Origin of the sequence: Paludisphaera borealis, from assembly GCF_001956985.1 — a bacterium.
GTDB classification, from domain to species: Bacteria; Planctomycetota; Planctomycetia; order Isosphaerales; family Isosphaeraceae; genus Paludisphaera; species Paludisphaera borealis.
On the sequence record NZ_CP019082.1, the window covers coordinates 6841060 to 6856234 of the forward strand.

At 68.7% G+C, this 15175-nt stretch carries 13 protein-coding genes; 10 read left to right on the forward strand and 3 right to left on the reverse strand.

Translation table 11 applies throughout. The features are described 5' to 3' along the window. Positions 1–2: 2 nt before the first annotated feature. Positions 3–1121 carry a Gfo/Idh/MocA family protein gene (locus BSF38_RS26445; RefSeq protein WP_076350039.1) on the reverse strand — a complete coding sequence of 373 codons (1119 nt, stop codon included), beginning with the start codon at positions 1119–1121 and terminating at the stop codon, positions 3–5. Positions 1122–1471: 350 nt separating this feature from the next. Between BSF38_RS26445 and purE the strand changes: the two genes are divergently transcribed. From purE to BSF38_RS26470, 5 genes are all read left to right on the forward strand, one after another. Continuing rightward, on the forward strand, positions 1472–1969 hold the full coding sequence (purE, locus tag BSF38_RS26450) for a 5-(carboxyamino)imidazole ribonucleotide mutase (protein ID WP_076350040.1): 498 nt from the start codon (positions 1472–1474) through the stop codon (positions 1967–1969). After that, the gene (locus BSF38_RS26455) at positions 1966–3156 is read left to right on the forward strand and encodes a 5-(carboxyamino)imidazole ribonucleotide synthase (RefSeq protein ID WP_076350041.1); all 1191 of its coding nucleotides are present in this window, start codon (positions 1966–1968) and stop codon (positions 3154–3156) included. The genes purE and BSF38_RS26455 overlap by 4 nt, the downstream gene beginning before the upstream one ends. 156 nt (positions 3157–3312) lie before the next feature. Continuing rightward, positions 3313–4320 carry a vWA domain-containing protein gene (locus BSF38_RS26460; RefSeq protein ID WP_076350042.1) on the forward strand — a complete coding sequence of 336 codons (1008 nt, stop codon included), beginning with the start codon at positions 3313–3315 and terminating at the stop codon, positions 4318–4320. Between the two features lie 3 nt (positions 4321–4323). Continuing rightward, positions 4324–6129 carry a vWA domain-containing protein gene (locus tag BSF38_RS26465; protein WP_076350043.1) on the forward strand — a complete coding sequence of 602 codons (1806 nt, stop codon included), beginning with the start codon at positions 4324–4326 and terminating at the stop codon, positions 6127–6129. A 4-nt stretch (positions 6130–6133) separates the two neighbouring features. Beyond that, positions 6134–7510 carry a BatD family protein gene (locus BSF38_RS26470; protein WP_076350044.1) on the forward strand — a complete coding sequence of 459 codons (1377 nt, stop codon included), beginning with the start codon at positions 6134–6136 and terminating at the stop codon, positions 7508–7510. Here the strand turns inward: BSF38_RS26470 and BSF38_RS26475 are convergent. Continuing rightward, positions 7479–8711 carry a DEAD/DEAH box helicase gene (locus BSF38_RS26475; protein WP_076350045.1) on the reverse strand — a complete coding sequence of 411 codons (1233 nt, stop codon included), beginning with the start codon at positions 8709–8711 and terminating at the stop codon, positions 7479–7481. The genes BSF38_RS26470 and BSF38_RS26475 overlap by 32 nt on opposite strands. 402 nt (positions 8712–9113) lie before the next feature. On the opposite strand from BSF38_RS26475, the gene BSF38_RS26480 reads away from it, so the two are divergent. From BSF38_RS26480 to BSF38_RS26500, 5 genes are all read left to right on the forward strand, one after another. Next, positions 9114–9323 (forward strand): hypothetical protein, encoded by a 210-nt coding sequence (locus BSF38_RS26480; protein ID WP_076350046.1) that lies wholly within the window; start codon positions 9114–9116, stop codon positions 9321–9323. 273 nt (positions 9324–9596) lie between these two features. Then, the gene (locus BSF38_RS26485; RefSeq protein WP_237170622.1) at positions 9597–9896 is read left to right on the forward strand and encodes a hypothetical protein; all 300 of its coding nucleotides are present in this window, start codon (positions 9597–9599) and stop codon (positions 9894–9896) included. Between the two features lie 263 nt (positions 9897–10159). After that, positions 10160–10717 carry an RNA polymerase sigma factor gene (locus BSF38_RS26490; RefSeq protein ID WP_076350047.1) on the forward strand — a complete coding sequence of 186 codons (558 nt, stop codon included), beginning with the start codon at positions 10160–10162 and terminating at the stop codon, positions 10715–10717. 38 nt (positions 10718–10755) lie between these two features. Further along, positions 10756–11544, forward strand: coding sequence for an anti-sigma factor (locus tag BSF38_RS26495; RefSeq protein ID WP_076350048.1), 789 nt, complete (start codon positions 10756–10758; stop codon positions 11542–11544). A 5-nt stretch (positions 11545–11549) separates the two neighbouring features. After that, positions 11550–13442: a hypothetical protein gene (locus BSF38_RS26500; protein WP_076350049.1), complete on the forward strand. Its 1893-nt coding sequence runs from the start codon at positions 11550–11552 to the stop codon at positions 13440–13442. Here BSF38_RS26500 and BSF38_RS26505 read toward each other — a convergent pair. Next, positions 13434–15059: a hypothetical protein gene (locus BSF38_RS26505; RefSeq protein WP_076350050.1), complete on the reverse strand. Its 1626-nt coding sequence runs from the start codon at positions 15057–15059 to the stop codon at positions 13434–13436. The genes BSF38_RS26500 and BSF38_RS26505 overlap by 9 nt on opposite strands. Between the last annotated feature and the right edge of the window lie 116 nt (positions 15060–15175).

The following is a 15175-nucleotide window of genomic DNA, read 5'->3' on the forward strand; positions in this document are numbered from 1 at the left end:
GCTCAAAGCTGGGCGAGCCGGTCGGCCTCGCAGGCGATGGCCAGTGAGTCGCGGCCGTTGGTCTCGGTGATCCGCCTCGGATGCGAGCGGTCGCGAATCCAGGCGACCTGGTCGGCCATGACGGCGCGGAGCAGCTCGCCGTAGCGGTGGGATTTGACGACCCCCTCGCCCCAGGTCAGTTCGAGTGTCTGGTAGACGTCGAGCGTCTGGTGCCGCGCCGAGCACGCGCGGTCCTTGGGGGCGTAGGTCGACGTCGAGTCGAGCCGGGCACCGGGGAACAAATCGCACAAGGCCCGCGTCTGGGCCTCGTCGGCGACCGCGTGGACCTTCACGAGCGTGGGAATCCAGCCGAACAGCGTGACGTCGCCGCGTTCGAACACCAGGCGCATCTCCTGGCGGTCCATCCGTCCCGGCTGGTGGAAGCCGTGGTAGTAGTTGACAAGCACGTCATTGGCGTACCGCATCGTGCACTGGACCTGTTCTTCGATCGGCGGTGCCGAGCCCGGCCGGATTCCGCGCTGGGCGGCGACGACCTTGCCGCGACCGAGCCAGCCTTCGAACAGGTCGAAGAAGTGGACGCCGTGCTCGATGAAGATGCCGCCGCTCTTGGAGCGATCCCAGAACCAGTGGTCGGGGCCGAGGTTCTCGTCGGAGGCGTAGTTCTCGAAGAACGCGTGGATCGGCTCGCCGAGGATCTTTTCAGAGATCAGCCGCCCTACCGCGTCGCTGACCGGGTTGTACCGCTGCATCAGGTTGGCCGTGAGCAGCCGATCGCCGCGACGGGCTTCGGCCAGCATCTCGTCGGCCTGCGCCACGGTCATCGCCAGCGGCTTCTCGCAGATCACGTGCTTGCCCGCCCGCAGCGCCTTCATCGCCTGGGGATGATGCAAGAACGGCGGCGTGGCGATGTAGACGAGGTCGACGTCGTCGCGATGGACGAGCGTGTCGACGTCTTCGATGTCGGGGACGCCGAACCGATGCGCCGCGGCTCGCGAGGCTTCGCGACTCGTCCCGGCCATGGCCGTCAGGCGAACGCCCGGAATCTGGACGAATTGCTGGAGTGCGTAAAGGCCGAAGCCTCCGCAGCCGATGACGCCGATCCGGATATGGCCCTGGTCCATGAGTCGCTCGCTTCCTTTTTCGACGTGCTTCGGTCGAGCCTCATTGTGCCGGTTCAGCTCACCCAGGTCAAATCGGGCGAAAGATGGGGTACAATCTTAGGAGTTCGGACGGGGCGCGAGCCGGCTTCCCTTCTCCCCTTGCGGGAGAAGGTGCCCCGAAGGGGTGGATGAGGGGTGTTCGAGTGCCAAGGCGCTCGACGAAGCCCCGTTTTTCCCCCTCATCCGGCCGTACCGGCCACCTTCTCCCTCAGGGAGAAGGCATGCTTGCGGCGGCCTGTTTTGATGGCCGTCCGTGACCCGTGAGTAAACCGCGTCAGCACAACGAACCGACGACGAAGGCCGCCAGGAATATGAGCCAGGATCTCTCCAAATCGCCGATGGTCGGCGTGGTGATGGGCAGCAAGTCCGATTGGGAAACGATGCGGCATGCCTCCGAGCTGCTCACCGAGCTGGGAATCGCGCACGAGTCGCGCGTGGTCTCGGCCCATCGCACGCCCGATCGGCTGTTCGAATACGGCCGCGAAGCCGAGGGCCGAGGGCTCGAACTGATCATCGCCGGAGCGGGAGGCGCGGCGCACCTGCCGGGCATGCTGGCGGCGATCACGATCCTGCCGGTGCTCGGCGTTCCGGTCGAGAGCAAGACGCTCAAAGGCGTCGACTCGCTGCTCTCGATCGTCCAGATGCCGCGAGGCATTCCAGTCGGCACACTGGCCATCGGCGCCTCGGGCGCGGCGAACGCGGCGCTGCTCGCGGCGGCGATCCTCGCCCGCAAGTATCCGGCCGTCCGCGAGGCCCTGGCGACTTTCCGCAAGACCCAGACCGACGCCGTGGGAGAATCGCCCACATGAGCGCCGCGACGGAATTCGATCGAGATCGAGCGGAAGGCGGCGGCGGGGTCGTTTATCCCCCGGCGTCGATCGCCGTCATCGGCAGCGGCCAGCTCGGCCGGATGTTCATCCAGGCGGCCCAGCAGATGGGCTACCAGGCCGGCGTGCTGAGCACGACAAGCGAGACGCCGGCCGCGCAGGTCGCCAACTGGACGGTCCTCGGGCCCCCCGACCACCTGCCGGCGCTCCGCGCGCTGGCTGACCGGGGCGAAGCCATCACCGTCGAGTTCGAGAACGTTTCGGCCCCGGCGCTCCGCTGGCTGGCCCGGCGACGGATCGTCCGGCCGGGCTGGCGGACGCTCTGGATCAGTCAAAACCGGCACCGCGAGAAGTCGTTCCTCGCCCGTCACGGCATCCCTCACGCCCCCTGGCGGCCAGTGCGAACCGACGACGAACTGAAGACGGCCGTCCGCGAACTGGGTCTGCCGCTGATCCTCAAGACGTCGGCCTCGGGCTACGACGGCAAGGGCCAGGTGCTCGTCGACAAGGCCGCCGACGCCGAGTCCGCATGGAAGGCGCTCGGTCAGACGGCCTGCGTGGCCGAGGCGTGGGTCGAGTTCGCCGTCGAGCTTTCGGTCGTCGTCGTGCGCGGCCGCGACGGCCAGTCGGTCGCGTATCCGCCGGGCCTCAATCATCACGAGAAGCACATCCTCGCCACCACGACGGTCCCCGCGCCCGTGGGGCCGATCGTCGCGCAGGAAGCGCGCGACGCGGCCTTCGCCGTCGCCCAGGCGCTCGACGCCGTCGGCGTGCTCTGCGTCGAGTTCTTCCTGACGTCGGCTGGCCGGCTGCTCGTGAATGAGATCGCGCCCCGGCCGCACAACTCGGGCCATCTGACGATCGAAGCCGCCTGCTCCAGCCAGTTCGACCAGCAGGTGCGGGCGCTCTGCGGACTCCCCCTGGGCGACTGCGCGCTGGCGTCGCCGGCCGCGATGATTAACCTGCTGGGCGACCTCTGGGCCGACGGCGAGCCGCGATGGGAACAGGCGATGCGCGCCGATCCCGGCGTCAAGCTTCACCTGTACGGCAAGCGGACGGCCAAGGCGGGACGGAAGATGGGCCACCTGACCGTTCTCGACCCCGACCCGCAAACCGCCCTGGCCCGAGCGTTGGCCGCGCGTCGGGCGCTCGTGCGGCGGACTCCGTGAACAGAGGGAAAGAGAATTTCACCACGGAGGATGGGAGGAACACGGAGGAAACACGAATTCACGAATTTTCGATTTCCCCCTCTGTATTGCTCCGCGTCCTCCGTGGTGAAATCTTCCCCTCCCGTCAAACCTCAGTCGGAGAGGCCTCGACCCGTTATGCGACTCGCGTATCCCGGCTGGCTCACCCTCCTGGTCTTCATGTTGCTGCCGATCCTGCGTGAACGCTGGCGGGGGCGGATCGCCTGGCCCAGCCTCGCCGGCTTCCGCCAGCGTGACGCCGGGTTCTCGCCCTGGGTGCTCGTGCATCGGCTCCCCGTGCTCTTGCGGAGCCTGGCGATCGGCGCGCTCGTGGTCGCCCTGGCCCGGCCGCAGAGCGTCGGCGGCGTGATCCGGATCGCGGCGAAGGGGGTCGCGATCATGGCGGCTCTCGACCACAGTTCGAGCATGAACACGGTCGATTTCCCCGCCGACGCCGACACCCACAAGATCAGCCGCCTGGAGGCCGCACTCGCCACGTTCAGCCGGTTCGTCGAGGGCCGCGAGGACGACCTGATCGGCCTGGTGGTCTTCGCCAACTATCCCGACCTCGCCTGCCCGCCGACTCTCGACCACCGGTTCCTGATCGAGTCGGCCGCCGCCGTGCGGTCGGCCCGGCCCGGCGACGACGGCACCAACATCGGCGACGCCCTCGCCTGGTCTCTCGACGCGCTCCGGCGGACGACCCCCGCCAAGAAGGTCTTGATCCTCCTGACTGACGGCAACAACCAGCCGGCCGTGCCCCACCCGCTCGACCCCGGGCTCGCCGCCGAGCTGGCGCGCGATCTCGGCGTGACGCTGCACACGATCGCGATCGGCAAGGCGGGGGGCGTCGTCCACGGCACCGACTCCAAGACCGACCTCCCCGTCATGACCGAGGTCGAGGGGCCGAACATCTCCCTGCTCCAGAAGCTGGCCGAGATCACCGGCGGACGGTCGTTCGTCGCCACCGACGCCGATGCGCTCGACCAGGTGTTCGAGACGATCAGCCGCCTCGAAAAGAGTCAGATCCAGAACGAGATCCACACCCGTTACGACGAGCGCTTCCTCCCCTGGGCGGCCGCGGCGATCGGCCTCTTGACGCTCGATCGGCTGCTCACCAGCGGAAGGCTTCGACGGTTGCCCTGAACCATGTACTTCGGAAACCCCCTCTACCTCTGGCTCCTGCTGGTCGCGCCCGTGCTGACGCTCTGGGCGGTGCGCGGTCGCCGCCGCAAGGCGCTCGCTTGGGAGGTCCTGGGACGCTGGGGCCGGGCGCCGGGCGATCGATCGGTCACGATGCTGACGGCCTTGGCCCTGACGGTCGCGGCCCTCGCGCAGCCGAGGTTCGGCGGCTTGCCCGATTCGCCGATCGGCCCCGGCCAGGACGTCGTCCTGGTCTTCGACGTCAGCCGGAGCATGGGAGCTGAAGACGCGACGCCGAACCGGTTGGCCCTGGCCGTCGAGACCGCCAAGAGCCTCGTCCGACACCTCGCCCGCCAGCCCTCCGACCGCTCGGCCGTCGTCGCGTTCGCCGGCCGGGGCGTGCTGCGATGCCCGCTGACCCAGAACATGGGGGCGGTCGTCGATGCGATGGAACGACTCCGCCCGGGGGGCGTCCAGCCCGGCGGCACCGACCTCGGCGCGGCCCTCGACGCGGCCCGCGAGGCGTTCGACCCCAACGAGCCGACTGAGGGGCGGACCATCGTCCTTTTCTCGGACGGCGAGGACCACATCGGCCGCTGGAACGGTCCGCTCGAACGCTTGATCCAGGCGGGCGTGATCGTCCACACGATCGCCCTGGGCGACTCGACCGAAGGCCGGCCGGTTCCGTCGTCGGCCCCCGGGCAACCGCTCGTGTATCAAGGCGAGCCCGTGGTCTCGAAGCGCCAGGACGAGGCGCTCGAAGCGATCGCCGAGCGGAGCGGCGGGGCCAGCCTCAAGCTCGGCCTGGCGACGGCCGACCTCGGCTTGCTCTACCAGGATCGCATCGCCCCCGTCGCCCGCGCCCATCGTCTCGCCGCGCGGGGGGCGGACCGGCCCGAGCGGTTCCCGATTTTCCTGGCGACGGCCCTCGGCTTCCTGCTGATCGGCTGCCGGCCGGTCGATCGCCTCGGGCCGCTGCGATGGTTCTCGAAGCGGTCGGCCGGCGTCGCGATGCTGGGACTGGCCGTGCTCGGCCAGCTTGGCGCGGCTGATGATCCGCCGCCGGCCGCGTCGAAGGCCGAATCGGCCGCCGAGGCCGTCATCCGAGGTCAATCAGATTACGCCGCCAGGCGATTTCCCGAAGCCCTGAGCGCGTTCGAAACGGCCGTCGCTCGGGCCCCGGCTCGACCCGTCCCTTACTACAACGCCGGGGCCTGCCTGTTCCAGATGGGACGCTACGCCGAAGCGATCGACGCTTACCAGGGGGCGCGGCGGCGAGCCGACGCCGCCTTGCGGACCAAGATCGATTACGCGCTGGGCAACACGTTGCTCTGCCTCGGCGACCTGACCGGAGCGGTGCGGTGCTACGACGAGTGCCTGGCCTCGACCGCGCACGGGCCGGGCCTCGACGACGTCCGGCGCGACGCCGCCGTCAACCGCCAGTTCGCGATCGAGAAGCTGCAATCGGCCCTCTCGCAGGACAACGAGAACCAGCCCGAAAAAGACCCGTCCCAGAGCCGGAAGAACAAGTCCCAACCTCCCCGGCGAGGCGACGCTCGCGAGGACGACGGCCCCGGCGACGCGCCGTCGGGCGACGGCCGGGGCGACGAAGGCGACGAAGATCCCCAGCAGCCCCGTAAAGGCAGGACCGGCGGCGCGGGAGGAGCGAGTCGACGCCCCCCGGCGACCGCCGACGAATCGCCCGGCGAGCGCCTGGACGCGGCCGTCGACCAAATCCGCGACGCCCAGCGAAGGCGACTCCCCGACGAACCTCCGGCCGACGACCCTCACGTCGATCGCAAGGATTGGTAGCTTCATGCGGACGTCGCTCCTGCCCCATCGGTCGAGTCGTCTCGTGGTCGCCGCCTTTCTGGCCGCCGCGCTGGGCTTCCACCTCGATTCGAGTCGGGCGCAAGACGGGGACGAGCTGCGGGTGCGGCTCGACGCCGCGCCGGGGCCATACGTCGTGGGACAGGGGATCGACCTGCGCGTTGCCGTCGTGGCGCGCGATCAGCGGCCGAAGCTGGACTTGCCGACGCTGGCCGACGCCAGGCTCTGGGCCGTCGACACGTCGTTCAAGCCGATCAGCGCCAGCGGCATCGGCCGGAATGTTTCGGGCGACAACCTGTTCCTCACCCGGCTCCGCCTCGTCCCCCTCGGCCCCGGAACGCTCGATGTTCCGCCCGTCGTCGCCCGGCTCGACGACCAAGAGGGGAAAAGCAAACCGCTCCGGCTGAAGATCGAGAATCCGCCGATTGAAGGCCGCACGTCCGACTTCCTTGGCGGCGTCGGCCCGTTCTCGGCCGAGGCCGAGGCCGACGTGGGACTAGCGCGGGTCGGTCAGGAGTTCTTGTATCGGATTCGGGTCTCGGGGCCGGCCGCGTGGGGGATGACGTCGCGTCCCGAGCTGGCGCGGCTGCGGGCGCTGCCGATCGCGGCCCGCGTCGAGGCGCTCGCCGACCAGACGCTCGACGAGCCGCCGGAGCGGACGTTCGTCTTCCGCATACGGCCTTCGCGGCCAGGCGACGTCGTCTTGCCGCCGGTCTCGATCGCGTCGTTCGACCCCAGGACGAAGCGTTACCTGACGCGCGTGACGCGTGGGGTTCCGCTCAAGGTCGTCGCCGTGCCGGCGTTTGACGCCTCGAAGCTCGACTACCGGCCCGCCGCCGCAAGCCTGCTCGGCAAGGCGCTCGTCGCCACAGTCTGGTTGGCGGTCGGCGCGGGAGTCGTGGTGGTCGCGATCGTGGCCGGTCGGCGCATGAAGCGGCGATGGGCCGAGGCGTCGCGCACCGGCCGGGGCGCGGCGCAACGGTTCGCCCGAATCGCCGCGACGAGCCTCGGCGAACGAGCGGATGAATCACCAGAGGAGACGGCCCGGCGCGCGATCGACGTCCTGGTGGAGTACGCGCGGTTGAGCGTCGGCCGGCCTCCCGGCGCGTTGACGCCCGACGAGGCGCGCGTGGCGATCGCCCGAGGGAGCGGGTCCGACGAGCTGGGCCGGAGCGCCGCGCGGCTGGCCGCGCGGTGCGATCGGATTTTGTTCGCCGAGAGCGCCGGTGAGGCGCTGGGCGAGGGGGGCGAGGCCGCCTCACTGTCGCGAGACGCCCGAGACCTCTTCACGGCTCTCGGGCGATCGGGCGGTTGGAGGAGCCCCGCGCTGGTCAGCGGATGGCGAGATGCGACGACCGCGTGACGGCCGTGTTGAACAACTCGCGGGCGGGGGGGGCGGAGGAAGCGGCCCTGGCCACTTCGAAGCCGTCGACCTTGTGGGCCGGGATCACCTTGTTGATGAGCGTCTCGATGAGGGTCAACGGCTCGCCCTGATCCGGGCCGACGAACAGGTAGGCGATCCCGTCCTTGCCCATCCGGCCGGTGCGGCCGATGCGGTGGACGTAGTTCTCGGGATCGTCGGGGATGTCATAGTTGACGACGTGGCTGATGCCTTCGACGTCGATGCCCCGGCCCACGACGTCGGTCGCGACCAGGATCTGGATGGTCCGCGCCCGGAACCCCGACATGACCCGATCGCGGGCCGACTGCGCGAGGTCGCCGTGGATCGCCGCGACGCCGGGGATCGTCCGCCGGAGCCGCTCGGCGAGCCGGTCGGCCCCCCGCTTGGTCCGCGTGAAGACGATGCACTGACGCGGCTGGTCGCGCTTCAGCAGGTAGGCCAGAAGCTCGAGCTTGCGGTCGTGGTTCACCGAGATGTAATACTGCTGGATCGTGTCGACCGAGGGCTCGTCCCGCGAGAGGTTGACTTCTTCCGGCTTGTGCATGTACCGCTGAGCCAGCTTGCGGACCTCGGCGCTGATGGTGGCCGAGAGCAACATGGTTTGGTGCGGCGTCGGCAGCTTGCGAAAGACGCGCTCGATGTCGGGCCGGAAGCCGATGTCGAGCATCCGGTCGGCCTCGTCGAGGACGAAGTGGAAAATGTCGCCGAGATACAGCGTGCGGCGCTCCATATGGTCGAGCACCCGGCCCGGCGTGCCGACGACGATGTCGACGCCTCGGCTGAGCGAGCGGATTTGCCGCTCGATCGGTTCGCCGCCGTAGAGGCCGCAGATCGACACGTCGCCGCGGGTCTGGGCGAGCTTCTGGATTTCGATGACGATCTGCTGGGTCAACTCGCGGGTAGGCGCCAGGATGATCGCTTGCGGACCTCGTCCGCGCGGCTCAAGCATCTCGATCAACGGAATGCCGAAGGCCGCCGTTTTGCCGGTGCCGGTCTTGGCCTGGCCGATGACGTCCAGCCCTTCAAGGGCGAGGGGAATGAGCGAGGCCTGGATCGGGGAGGGGGTGCGATACCTTGCGAGCGTCAGGGCTTTGAGCATCGTCGGGCTCAGCCCCATCGTGCGGAATCCCGTGGTGGATTCCTCCTTAACTGAACGAATCAAACAATCCTCCGAGAAAGTCGACTTCACGACAGTGGTGGGTAAGCGTCACGGACAACTCACCGCCGTGACCATCGGTTTTTCGTTTCGATTGATTTCTTCATTGTCAAATCTACCAGATCGCCCCGACCGCGTCAAAGCCAAGTCGGCGGGATCGATGGAATCCTCGGAAATAAGTCTCAAGTCGCGACGCGGCCGGTGTCGCGATCGGGCGATCGCGACCGGCCGGCGGGCAAATCCGAAGGAAACCGCGTTGGGCGCTTGCTCCGCGAAAATTTGCCGCGCTAGATAAGGAATGGAACAGAGGGCGGCGGGCCGCGCGCTCGATCCGGAGAGCCCTGAACCGAGCGGCCGCCGCATGGCGTCGAGGCCTTGAAAAACGACTCAGCCCAAGGAGATCCATCCGTGCCCGAACCCACCGACTCGGCCGCCGAATTGCAACAGAAGTACCGTCAATTTCTTGACTTGCTGCCGTTGACGATCTCCCTGGCCGGGCTTCCCGCCAGCGAGGGGCGGCTGTACAGCGAAGATCAGATGGAAGGTCGCGGCATCACGGTCAAGATCGCCTACCGCGTGGCGCGGAACGTCGCGAAGGAATGCCTGGGTGGATCGTAAGACCGATGCCGGCCGCGTCCGCCTTAGCGCCGGGAATCTCGACCCCGGCGCTGTTCGACCCGTGCGGGGAATCCGATAACAAACGCGTGACGAACACGGCCGACGACGTTTGGCGAGAAGACGTCGTCCGTTCGGCATGCCTTTTCCATCGGCAACCACACGCGAAAGGCCCACTCCGCGATGATCATGACGCAGCCATCGACTTCACGACCGCGACGCATCCGTGCCGCCCTCATCGGATTCGGATTCGACGGCGCCGACGACCAACAGCGCGTGACGCGAAGTGCGCAGTGCCTGGTGGTCGGAGGTTCCCCCGAGACCCATGACGAGCTGCGCGAAGCCATGACGCGGCTCGAAATCGAGCTCGATGAGATGCAGCAGGACCTCGGCGACCTCAACCCTGACGAACTCGCCGAACTGGCCTTTCGGATCGACCTTCCGGAGCTGCACCACATCGCCGTCCGCCTCGACGCCGGCCTCGACCTCCAGGGACGCGAATTCGAGGACCTCACCGTCGAGGAACTGACCGCGTTGCTCAGCTTCGAGGACACCGGCGCGACCGTCGAGACCTGATCGCCACGCGCCGCCTGACTTGCCTCGGCGAGTCGGGCGCGGCTTCTTTTCGACCATCGGCGCGGCCCCGGGCTTCCAGTTACTGGAGAAGCCGAGGCCCCGCCGATGGTCGTTTTTATTGCTTTCAAGGAAAGAAACGCGGCGAATCCGCGAATCCCTGAAACGAGTCCCCCGACCGCGGGGTATTCCTCAACGACCGACGCGTGGTCGGAGGCCCCAAGGGACGGACGGGCGGGCGGGTGACCGGGCAGGCTGACCCACAAATGGACGACCCCGTGCTGGTCGAGGCGATCCGGGCCGGAGATCCGCAAGCGTCGCGCGAGCTGATCGCGCGGTTCCAGGGGGTCGTCTTCGGCCTCTGCTATCGGATGCTCAACCACCGCCACGACGCCGAAGACGCCATGCAGGAGACGTTCATCCGAGCGATCCGCGGGATCTTCGGCTTCGATCCGTCGCGGCCGATCCGTCCCTGGCTGCTGGAGATAGCCGCCAACCGCTGCCGCACGGCCCTGGCCCTGCGGGCCCGCCGGCTCCCCTTGTCCGGGGCCGGCGAGACCGAAGACCGCGTCGACCCCCGGCCCGGCCTCTGCGACCCCGACGACCTGGCCGGCGAGCTGGCGCGGGCCGTCGACCGGCTCCGGCCCGATTACCGACTCGTTTTCACCCTCTACCACGAGCAGAACCTGTCTTACGAGGAGGTCGCCCAGGCCGTGGAACGACCCGTTGGAACCGTCAAGACCTGGCTCCATCGCGCCCGAGCCGAGCTCGCCGAACAGCTCGCGAGCCGCGGCGTCCACGGCCCACCGCTCCCTCATGCGTGACGGTCCTTGAACTGCTGGAAGTGGAAGGGCGCTGAATCATGAACTGCCGCGATTTCGATCAAGTCTGGAACCAGTTGCTCGACGTCCGCCGCCGCGACGCCGGCGACCGCCAGGCCGTCGACGCCGCTCGCGTCGCCCGCGAGCGGAGCCTGCGTGAACACGCCGACGCATGCCCGTCGTGCCAGGTTCGACACCGCCAGTTCGAGACGTTGCGTCAGGCTCTCGAAGCGTGGACCGCCCGGCCCGAGGCGTCGCCGACGCCGTCGCCCGGACTGACCGAGCGGATCATCGAGGCCGCGGCCCAGCCCGAACTCATCGTCCCCGTCGCCGGCCGGTCGTGGTTCGTCCGCCCGCGGTTCGCGGCGTTCGCCCTGGCGTCCGCGGCGGCCGCCGCCTTGCTCGTGACGGTCGGCCCGAGGCTTCGGCCCGAACCGCCGCGACCGTCCTCGGCCCCGGTTCCGGCCGACGGCCGCCGCTTCGGCCGCGGGCTGCTGGACGGCGCCGTCAACGATGCGACCGCCGCCTCGTGGCAGCTCGCCCGCCTTGCGTCCGAACCCGCCGCTCGGCTCGGCAAAGAGATGATCGACGCCTCGTTCGAGCCGGGGGACGGCTCGTTTCAAAAGGCCGGCTTCCCATCGTCGAGCGACCTCCCATCACTCGATCCCGAATCGTTCTCGCCGGTTTTACTCAACCAGATGGGCGACCTGCTGGCCGCCGGCGTCCGTCCGCTCTCGACTTCGGCTCGCCAGGCGTTCGGATTTCTCCTCACGCCGACGTCGGAAAAGCCCGAGCGCCCCGTCGTCCGACCCACCGCCAAGGGAGCCTGACCGCGATGCAGCCCGCACTCCTGAGACGTCCACCGGCCGCCTGTTTCCGCTTTTACTTTCACGCCGTGTGCGCGCTGGTCGCGTCGGCCCTCTGTCTCGGCGCGGCTTCGGTCGTCGTCGGCGAGGAGCCCGCCCCCTCCGACGCGCTGCTCAAGCTGGCGCCGGCCGACGCCGGCGTGATCCTGACGATCGATCACCTCCGGGAGCAGTCGCAGGCGATCGTCGGCTCGCTGCTCTCTCAGGACGTTCAGCGGCTGCCCGCAATCAAGGCGTGGCTCGATTCCGACAAGGTCCGCGACTTCCTGCGGTCGCGCGAGCAGATCGAGGGGTTCTTCCAGGCGAGTTTCAACCAGATCCGCGACGAGATCTTCGGCGACGCCGTCGTTCTGGCCCTCCGGCTGCCGACCGACAAGGCCGCCGACCCCGCCGAGGCCCGCGGCGTGCTCATCCTCAAGGCCCGCGACCCGAAGCTGCTCGAACGCCTGGTCGAGCTGATCAACTCGACCCAGAAGCAGAACGGCGAGATCGCCGAGCTTTCCGAGCGCAAACGCGGCGAGACCGTCTACCACACCCGCGAGTTCCACCCCGGCGACGCCCACTTGCCTGAATCGTTCGTGATCTTCGCCGACGGAACATTCGCGTTCTCGAACGCCGAGAGCCTGATCCACGAAGTCATCGACCGCAAGACCGCGCAACTCGCGCCCGCGAGCGCCTCGGTCGCCGATCTGGCGAGCTTCCGGTCGATGTCCGCCCGGCTGCCGTCGCGGGCCGTCGCGCGGCTGTTCTTCGAGCCCAGGCTGGCGCGCCGGCTGCTCGGCAACCTACCCGCGCCGGCCTCGGCCGACGACCGCACCATGATGGCGATGGTCGAACAGTACGTCGGGGGGCTCGACTACGTCGGCGCCGCGCTGGTGGTCCGCGAGCAGGAGATCAAGCTCCAGGCCGTTCAGGCGTTCCAGCCCGACAAGTTCCGTGAGCTGGCGGGCTCGTGGATCACGAGCCTGACGGCCGAGCGGTCCGGGTCGAGGCTCTTCGCCGTCCCCACCTCGACGGCGGCCCTGGCCTCGCTCAACGTCGATTTCCCGTCGCTGTATCGCCTTCTTCTCGGCTTCGTCCCCGAGGCCGACCAGCCCAAGATCGCGAAGCTCGAAACCCTCGCCGACGGACTCTTCCTCGGGCTCGGCGTCCGCCGCCGGGTGCTGCCGGCGCTCGGCCCCCGGGTCGTCGCCTACCTCGAACCGCCCGACTTCTCGCCCCCGAAGAACGACGCCCTGCCGCGCGGGTTTCCGTTCCCCGTGGTCGTCGCGGCCGAGATCGACGAGGAGGCCGGCCGGAACGCCACGCGCGAAGGGGGCTCGGCGACCGTGGCCGACGCCCTCGACAACGCCCTGAACACCCTGCTCGCGGCGCTCTCGCTCGACGAGAAGCGCGTGCCCGCCTCAGCCCACATCGAGATCCGCGACGTCAGCGGCGCCGGCGTGAAGTCGCTGAGCACGCCTTACCCGTTCGCCTACGCAGTCGACCGGCCGGGCCGCCGGGTGGTGCTCGGCACCTCGGCCGACGCCGTGACCCGCTACCTCGACGCCGGGGCCGACCCCAAGGCCGGAACGCGGTTCCGAGCGATCCAGGCCGCCGCCTTCCCCGACTGCGCGTCCTACGTCTGCCTCGACCTCGCCGCGATCCACGGGCTCGCCGTGCAACATCGCGACCGTCTGATCGACGCCGCGGCCAAGAAACAGAAACGACCGGCCGCCGACGTCGGGCATGACCTCGACCAGGTCCTCGGCCTCGTCCAGCTCTTCGACGCCGCCTTCCTCGCCGCCCGCGTCGACGTCAAGAACGCGACCCTCGAACACACGATCGGCCTGCTCCCCAGACCGACCGCCGCATTACGGTGAAAGCCCGCCGTCGACCCCGGCCGTGTTCAAGGCGAAAACGCCGGTATAGTCAAAGCGATCGTCGTGCGGGCTCGAGATCACCGAACCCGACACGGAGGCGGTGATGACGCCGCCGTCGAGAACGGTCACGTGGATGTTGGGATCGGTCGCCGTGTCGTAGACGGCCACCCCTTGCGGCTGGCCCGCGCCGAACGATCGGATCGAGTAGTTCTTGATCTTCCCATTGGCCCCCTCGGTGATCCCTCCCGGTGCATTGTAATTGCTGAAGCCAGCCGGCGGCGGTCCGGCCGTCCGTGGGACGCCGCCGTAGGGGACCGGCGGGGGCAGAGTGCCGTCGCCGCCGAAGGGCGCGACGCTCGCCGCCAGGACGGAGTCGATCAGGCTGCCGTTGATCTGGACATTGTTGAGCTGCCCGTTCGCCTGGAACATGCCGTCGCGCGACTTGCCGGCGATGATCCGCGTCGGGTAGCCGGTCGCCTGCGCGTTGGTGGGGAAGTCGGATTTCACGTCGCCCTGGGCGGTGACGTTGTTGATGGTCATCACGGCGTCGATCTCGGAGTTGTAGATCGCGGTGGGGACGTCGGGGCCGATCGTGATACCATAGATGTTCGCTCCCGCAGTGATCCAGCTCCGGAAGATCCCGTGCGCGACGTCAACGTTTATGATGTTCTTGCCGACGTTGACGTTCGCCGATTGCAAGCCGCCGAGGTTCTCCGTCCCACCGTTGACGACGAACCCGTTCAGGTCGAGGCCGACCCCCAGGTCGACGGCCGTCGCCGATCCCTGGCCCTGGAAAACGCCGTCGACGGCCAGACCGTTGAGCGTGCCTCGAACGAGGATGCCGCTCGCCCCTGGATTGACGAGGACGTCGCCCCCGACGTTCAGCCCGAACAGGTTCCGGCCGACCAGGATCTCCCCCCCCGCCTCCAGCCGGACCGTCCCGCCCACCGTAATCGGCGCGAGCTGGTCGCGGCCGATCGACAGCAGGCCGTTCTGACCGAGCGTCAGGTCGCCGCTGATCGTGATCGGCGTCACCGAATCGCGGCCGATGACGAATCGGCCGCCGTCGATGGTCATGTCGTCGATCTGCATCGGGGTCGTCGAGCCGCTGTTCAGGTCGCCGCTGATCACGACGTGGCCCGTCGGACCGAGGTCGATCTCCGGCACGGTCATCAACGCGACCCCGCCGTTCACGTCGATCTGGGCCGCCGGCCCGAGCGCGCCGAACGACAACTGGCTGACCGAGTTCGCCAATGGCGACATCGCCCCCGACAGCAGCGCCGAACTCGCGTTGATCGCCCCAAGCTGGCGCGAGACGACGTTCAGGTCCTGGATCGGCAGAAGCGAGGCGATCTTGTGCGGCCGGGCACGGAGCAGGGCGACCGTCAACGTCGTTCCGGACGTGGTCCCCAGCAGATTGAGGTCGATGACTCCCTTGGGGAGCTGTTGGACCTTGAGGAATCCCGGCCCGCTGAGCTGGAGCTGGTAGACCCCCGTGTTCGTCGCCACGTTCCGCATCCGGCTCAGGCCCGAATACCCGGAAAGCAGCGTCCGCCCCTCCAGAGCCTCGACCGAAGGCGCCCGCAGCCCTCGCCGCCTTCGATCGTCCCCATCCATGAGCAAAACTCCTCCGCCCTCCGAGTCGTCCTCCTGAGCTAAAGTAAGATCGACCGCTCGGGGCGTCCCGGTTGAGAAATCGCCCCGACGATCCTTATTCTCCTTGCAATTCCACC

Excerpts from the sequence above, each read along its gene's own strand:
- BSF38_RS26445 (WP_076350039.1), bottom strand. The coding sequence starts at position 1,121 with ATGGACCAGGGCCATATCCGGATCGGCGTCATCGGCTGCGGAGGCTTC.
- purE (WP_076350040.1), top strand. The coding sequence starts at position 1,472 with ATGAGCCAGGATCTCTCCAAATCGCCGATGGTCGGCGTGGTGATGGGC.
- BSF38_RS26455 (WP_076350041.1), top strand. The coding sequence starts at position 1,966 with ATGAGCGCCGCGACGGAATTCGATCGAGATCGAGCGGAAGGCGGCGGC.
- BSF38_RS26460 (WP_076350042.1), top strand. The coding sequence starts at position 3,313 with ATGCGACTCGCGTATCCCGGCTGGCTCACCCTCCTGGTCTTCATGTTG.
- BSF38_RS26465 (WP_076350043.1), top strand. The coding sequence starts at position 4,324 with ATGTACTTCGGAAACCCCCTCTACCTCTGGCTCCTGCTGGTCGCGCCC.
- BSF38_RS26470 (WP_076350044.1), top strand. The coding sequence starts at position 6,134 with ATGCGGACGTCGCTCCTGCCCCATCGGTCGAGTCGTCTCGTGGTCGCC.
- BSF38_RS26490 (WP_076350047.1), top strand. The coding sequence starts at position 10,160 with ATGGACGACCCCGTGCTGGTCGAGGCGATCCGGGCCGGAGATCCGCAA.
- BSF38_RS26495 (WP_076350048.1), top strand. The coding sequence starts at position 10,756 with ATGAACTGCCGCGATTTCGATCAAGTCTGGAACCAGTTGCTCGACGTC.
- BSF38_RS26500 (WP_076350049.1), top strand. The coding sequence starts at position 11,550 with ATGCAGCCCGCACTCCTGAGACGTCCACCGGCCGCCTGTTTCCGCTTT.
- BSF38_RS26505 (WP_076350050.1), bottom strand. The coding sequence starts at position 15,059 with ATGGATGGGGACGATCGAAGGCGGCGAGGGCTGCGGGCGCCTTCGGTC.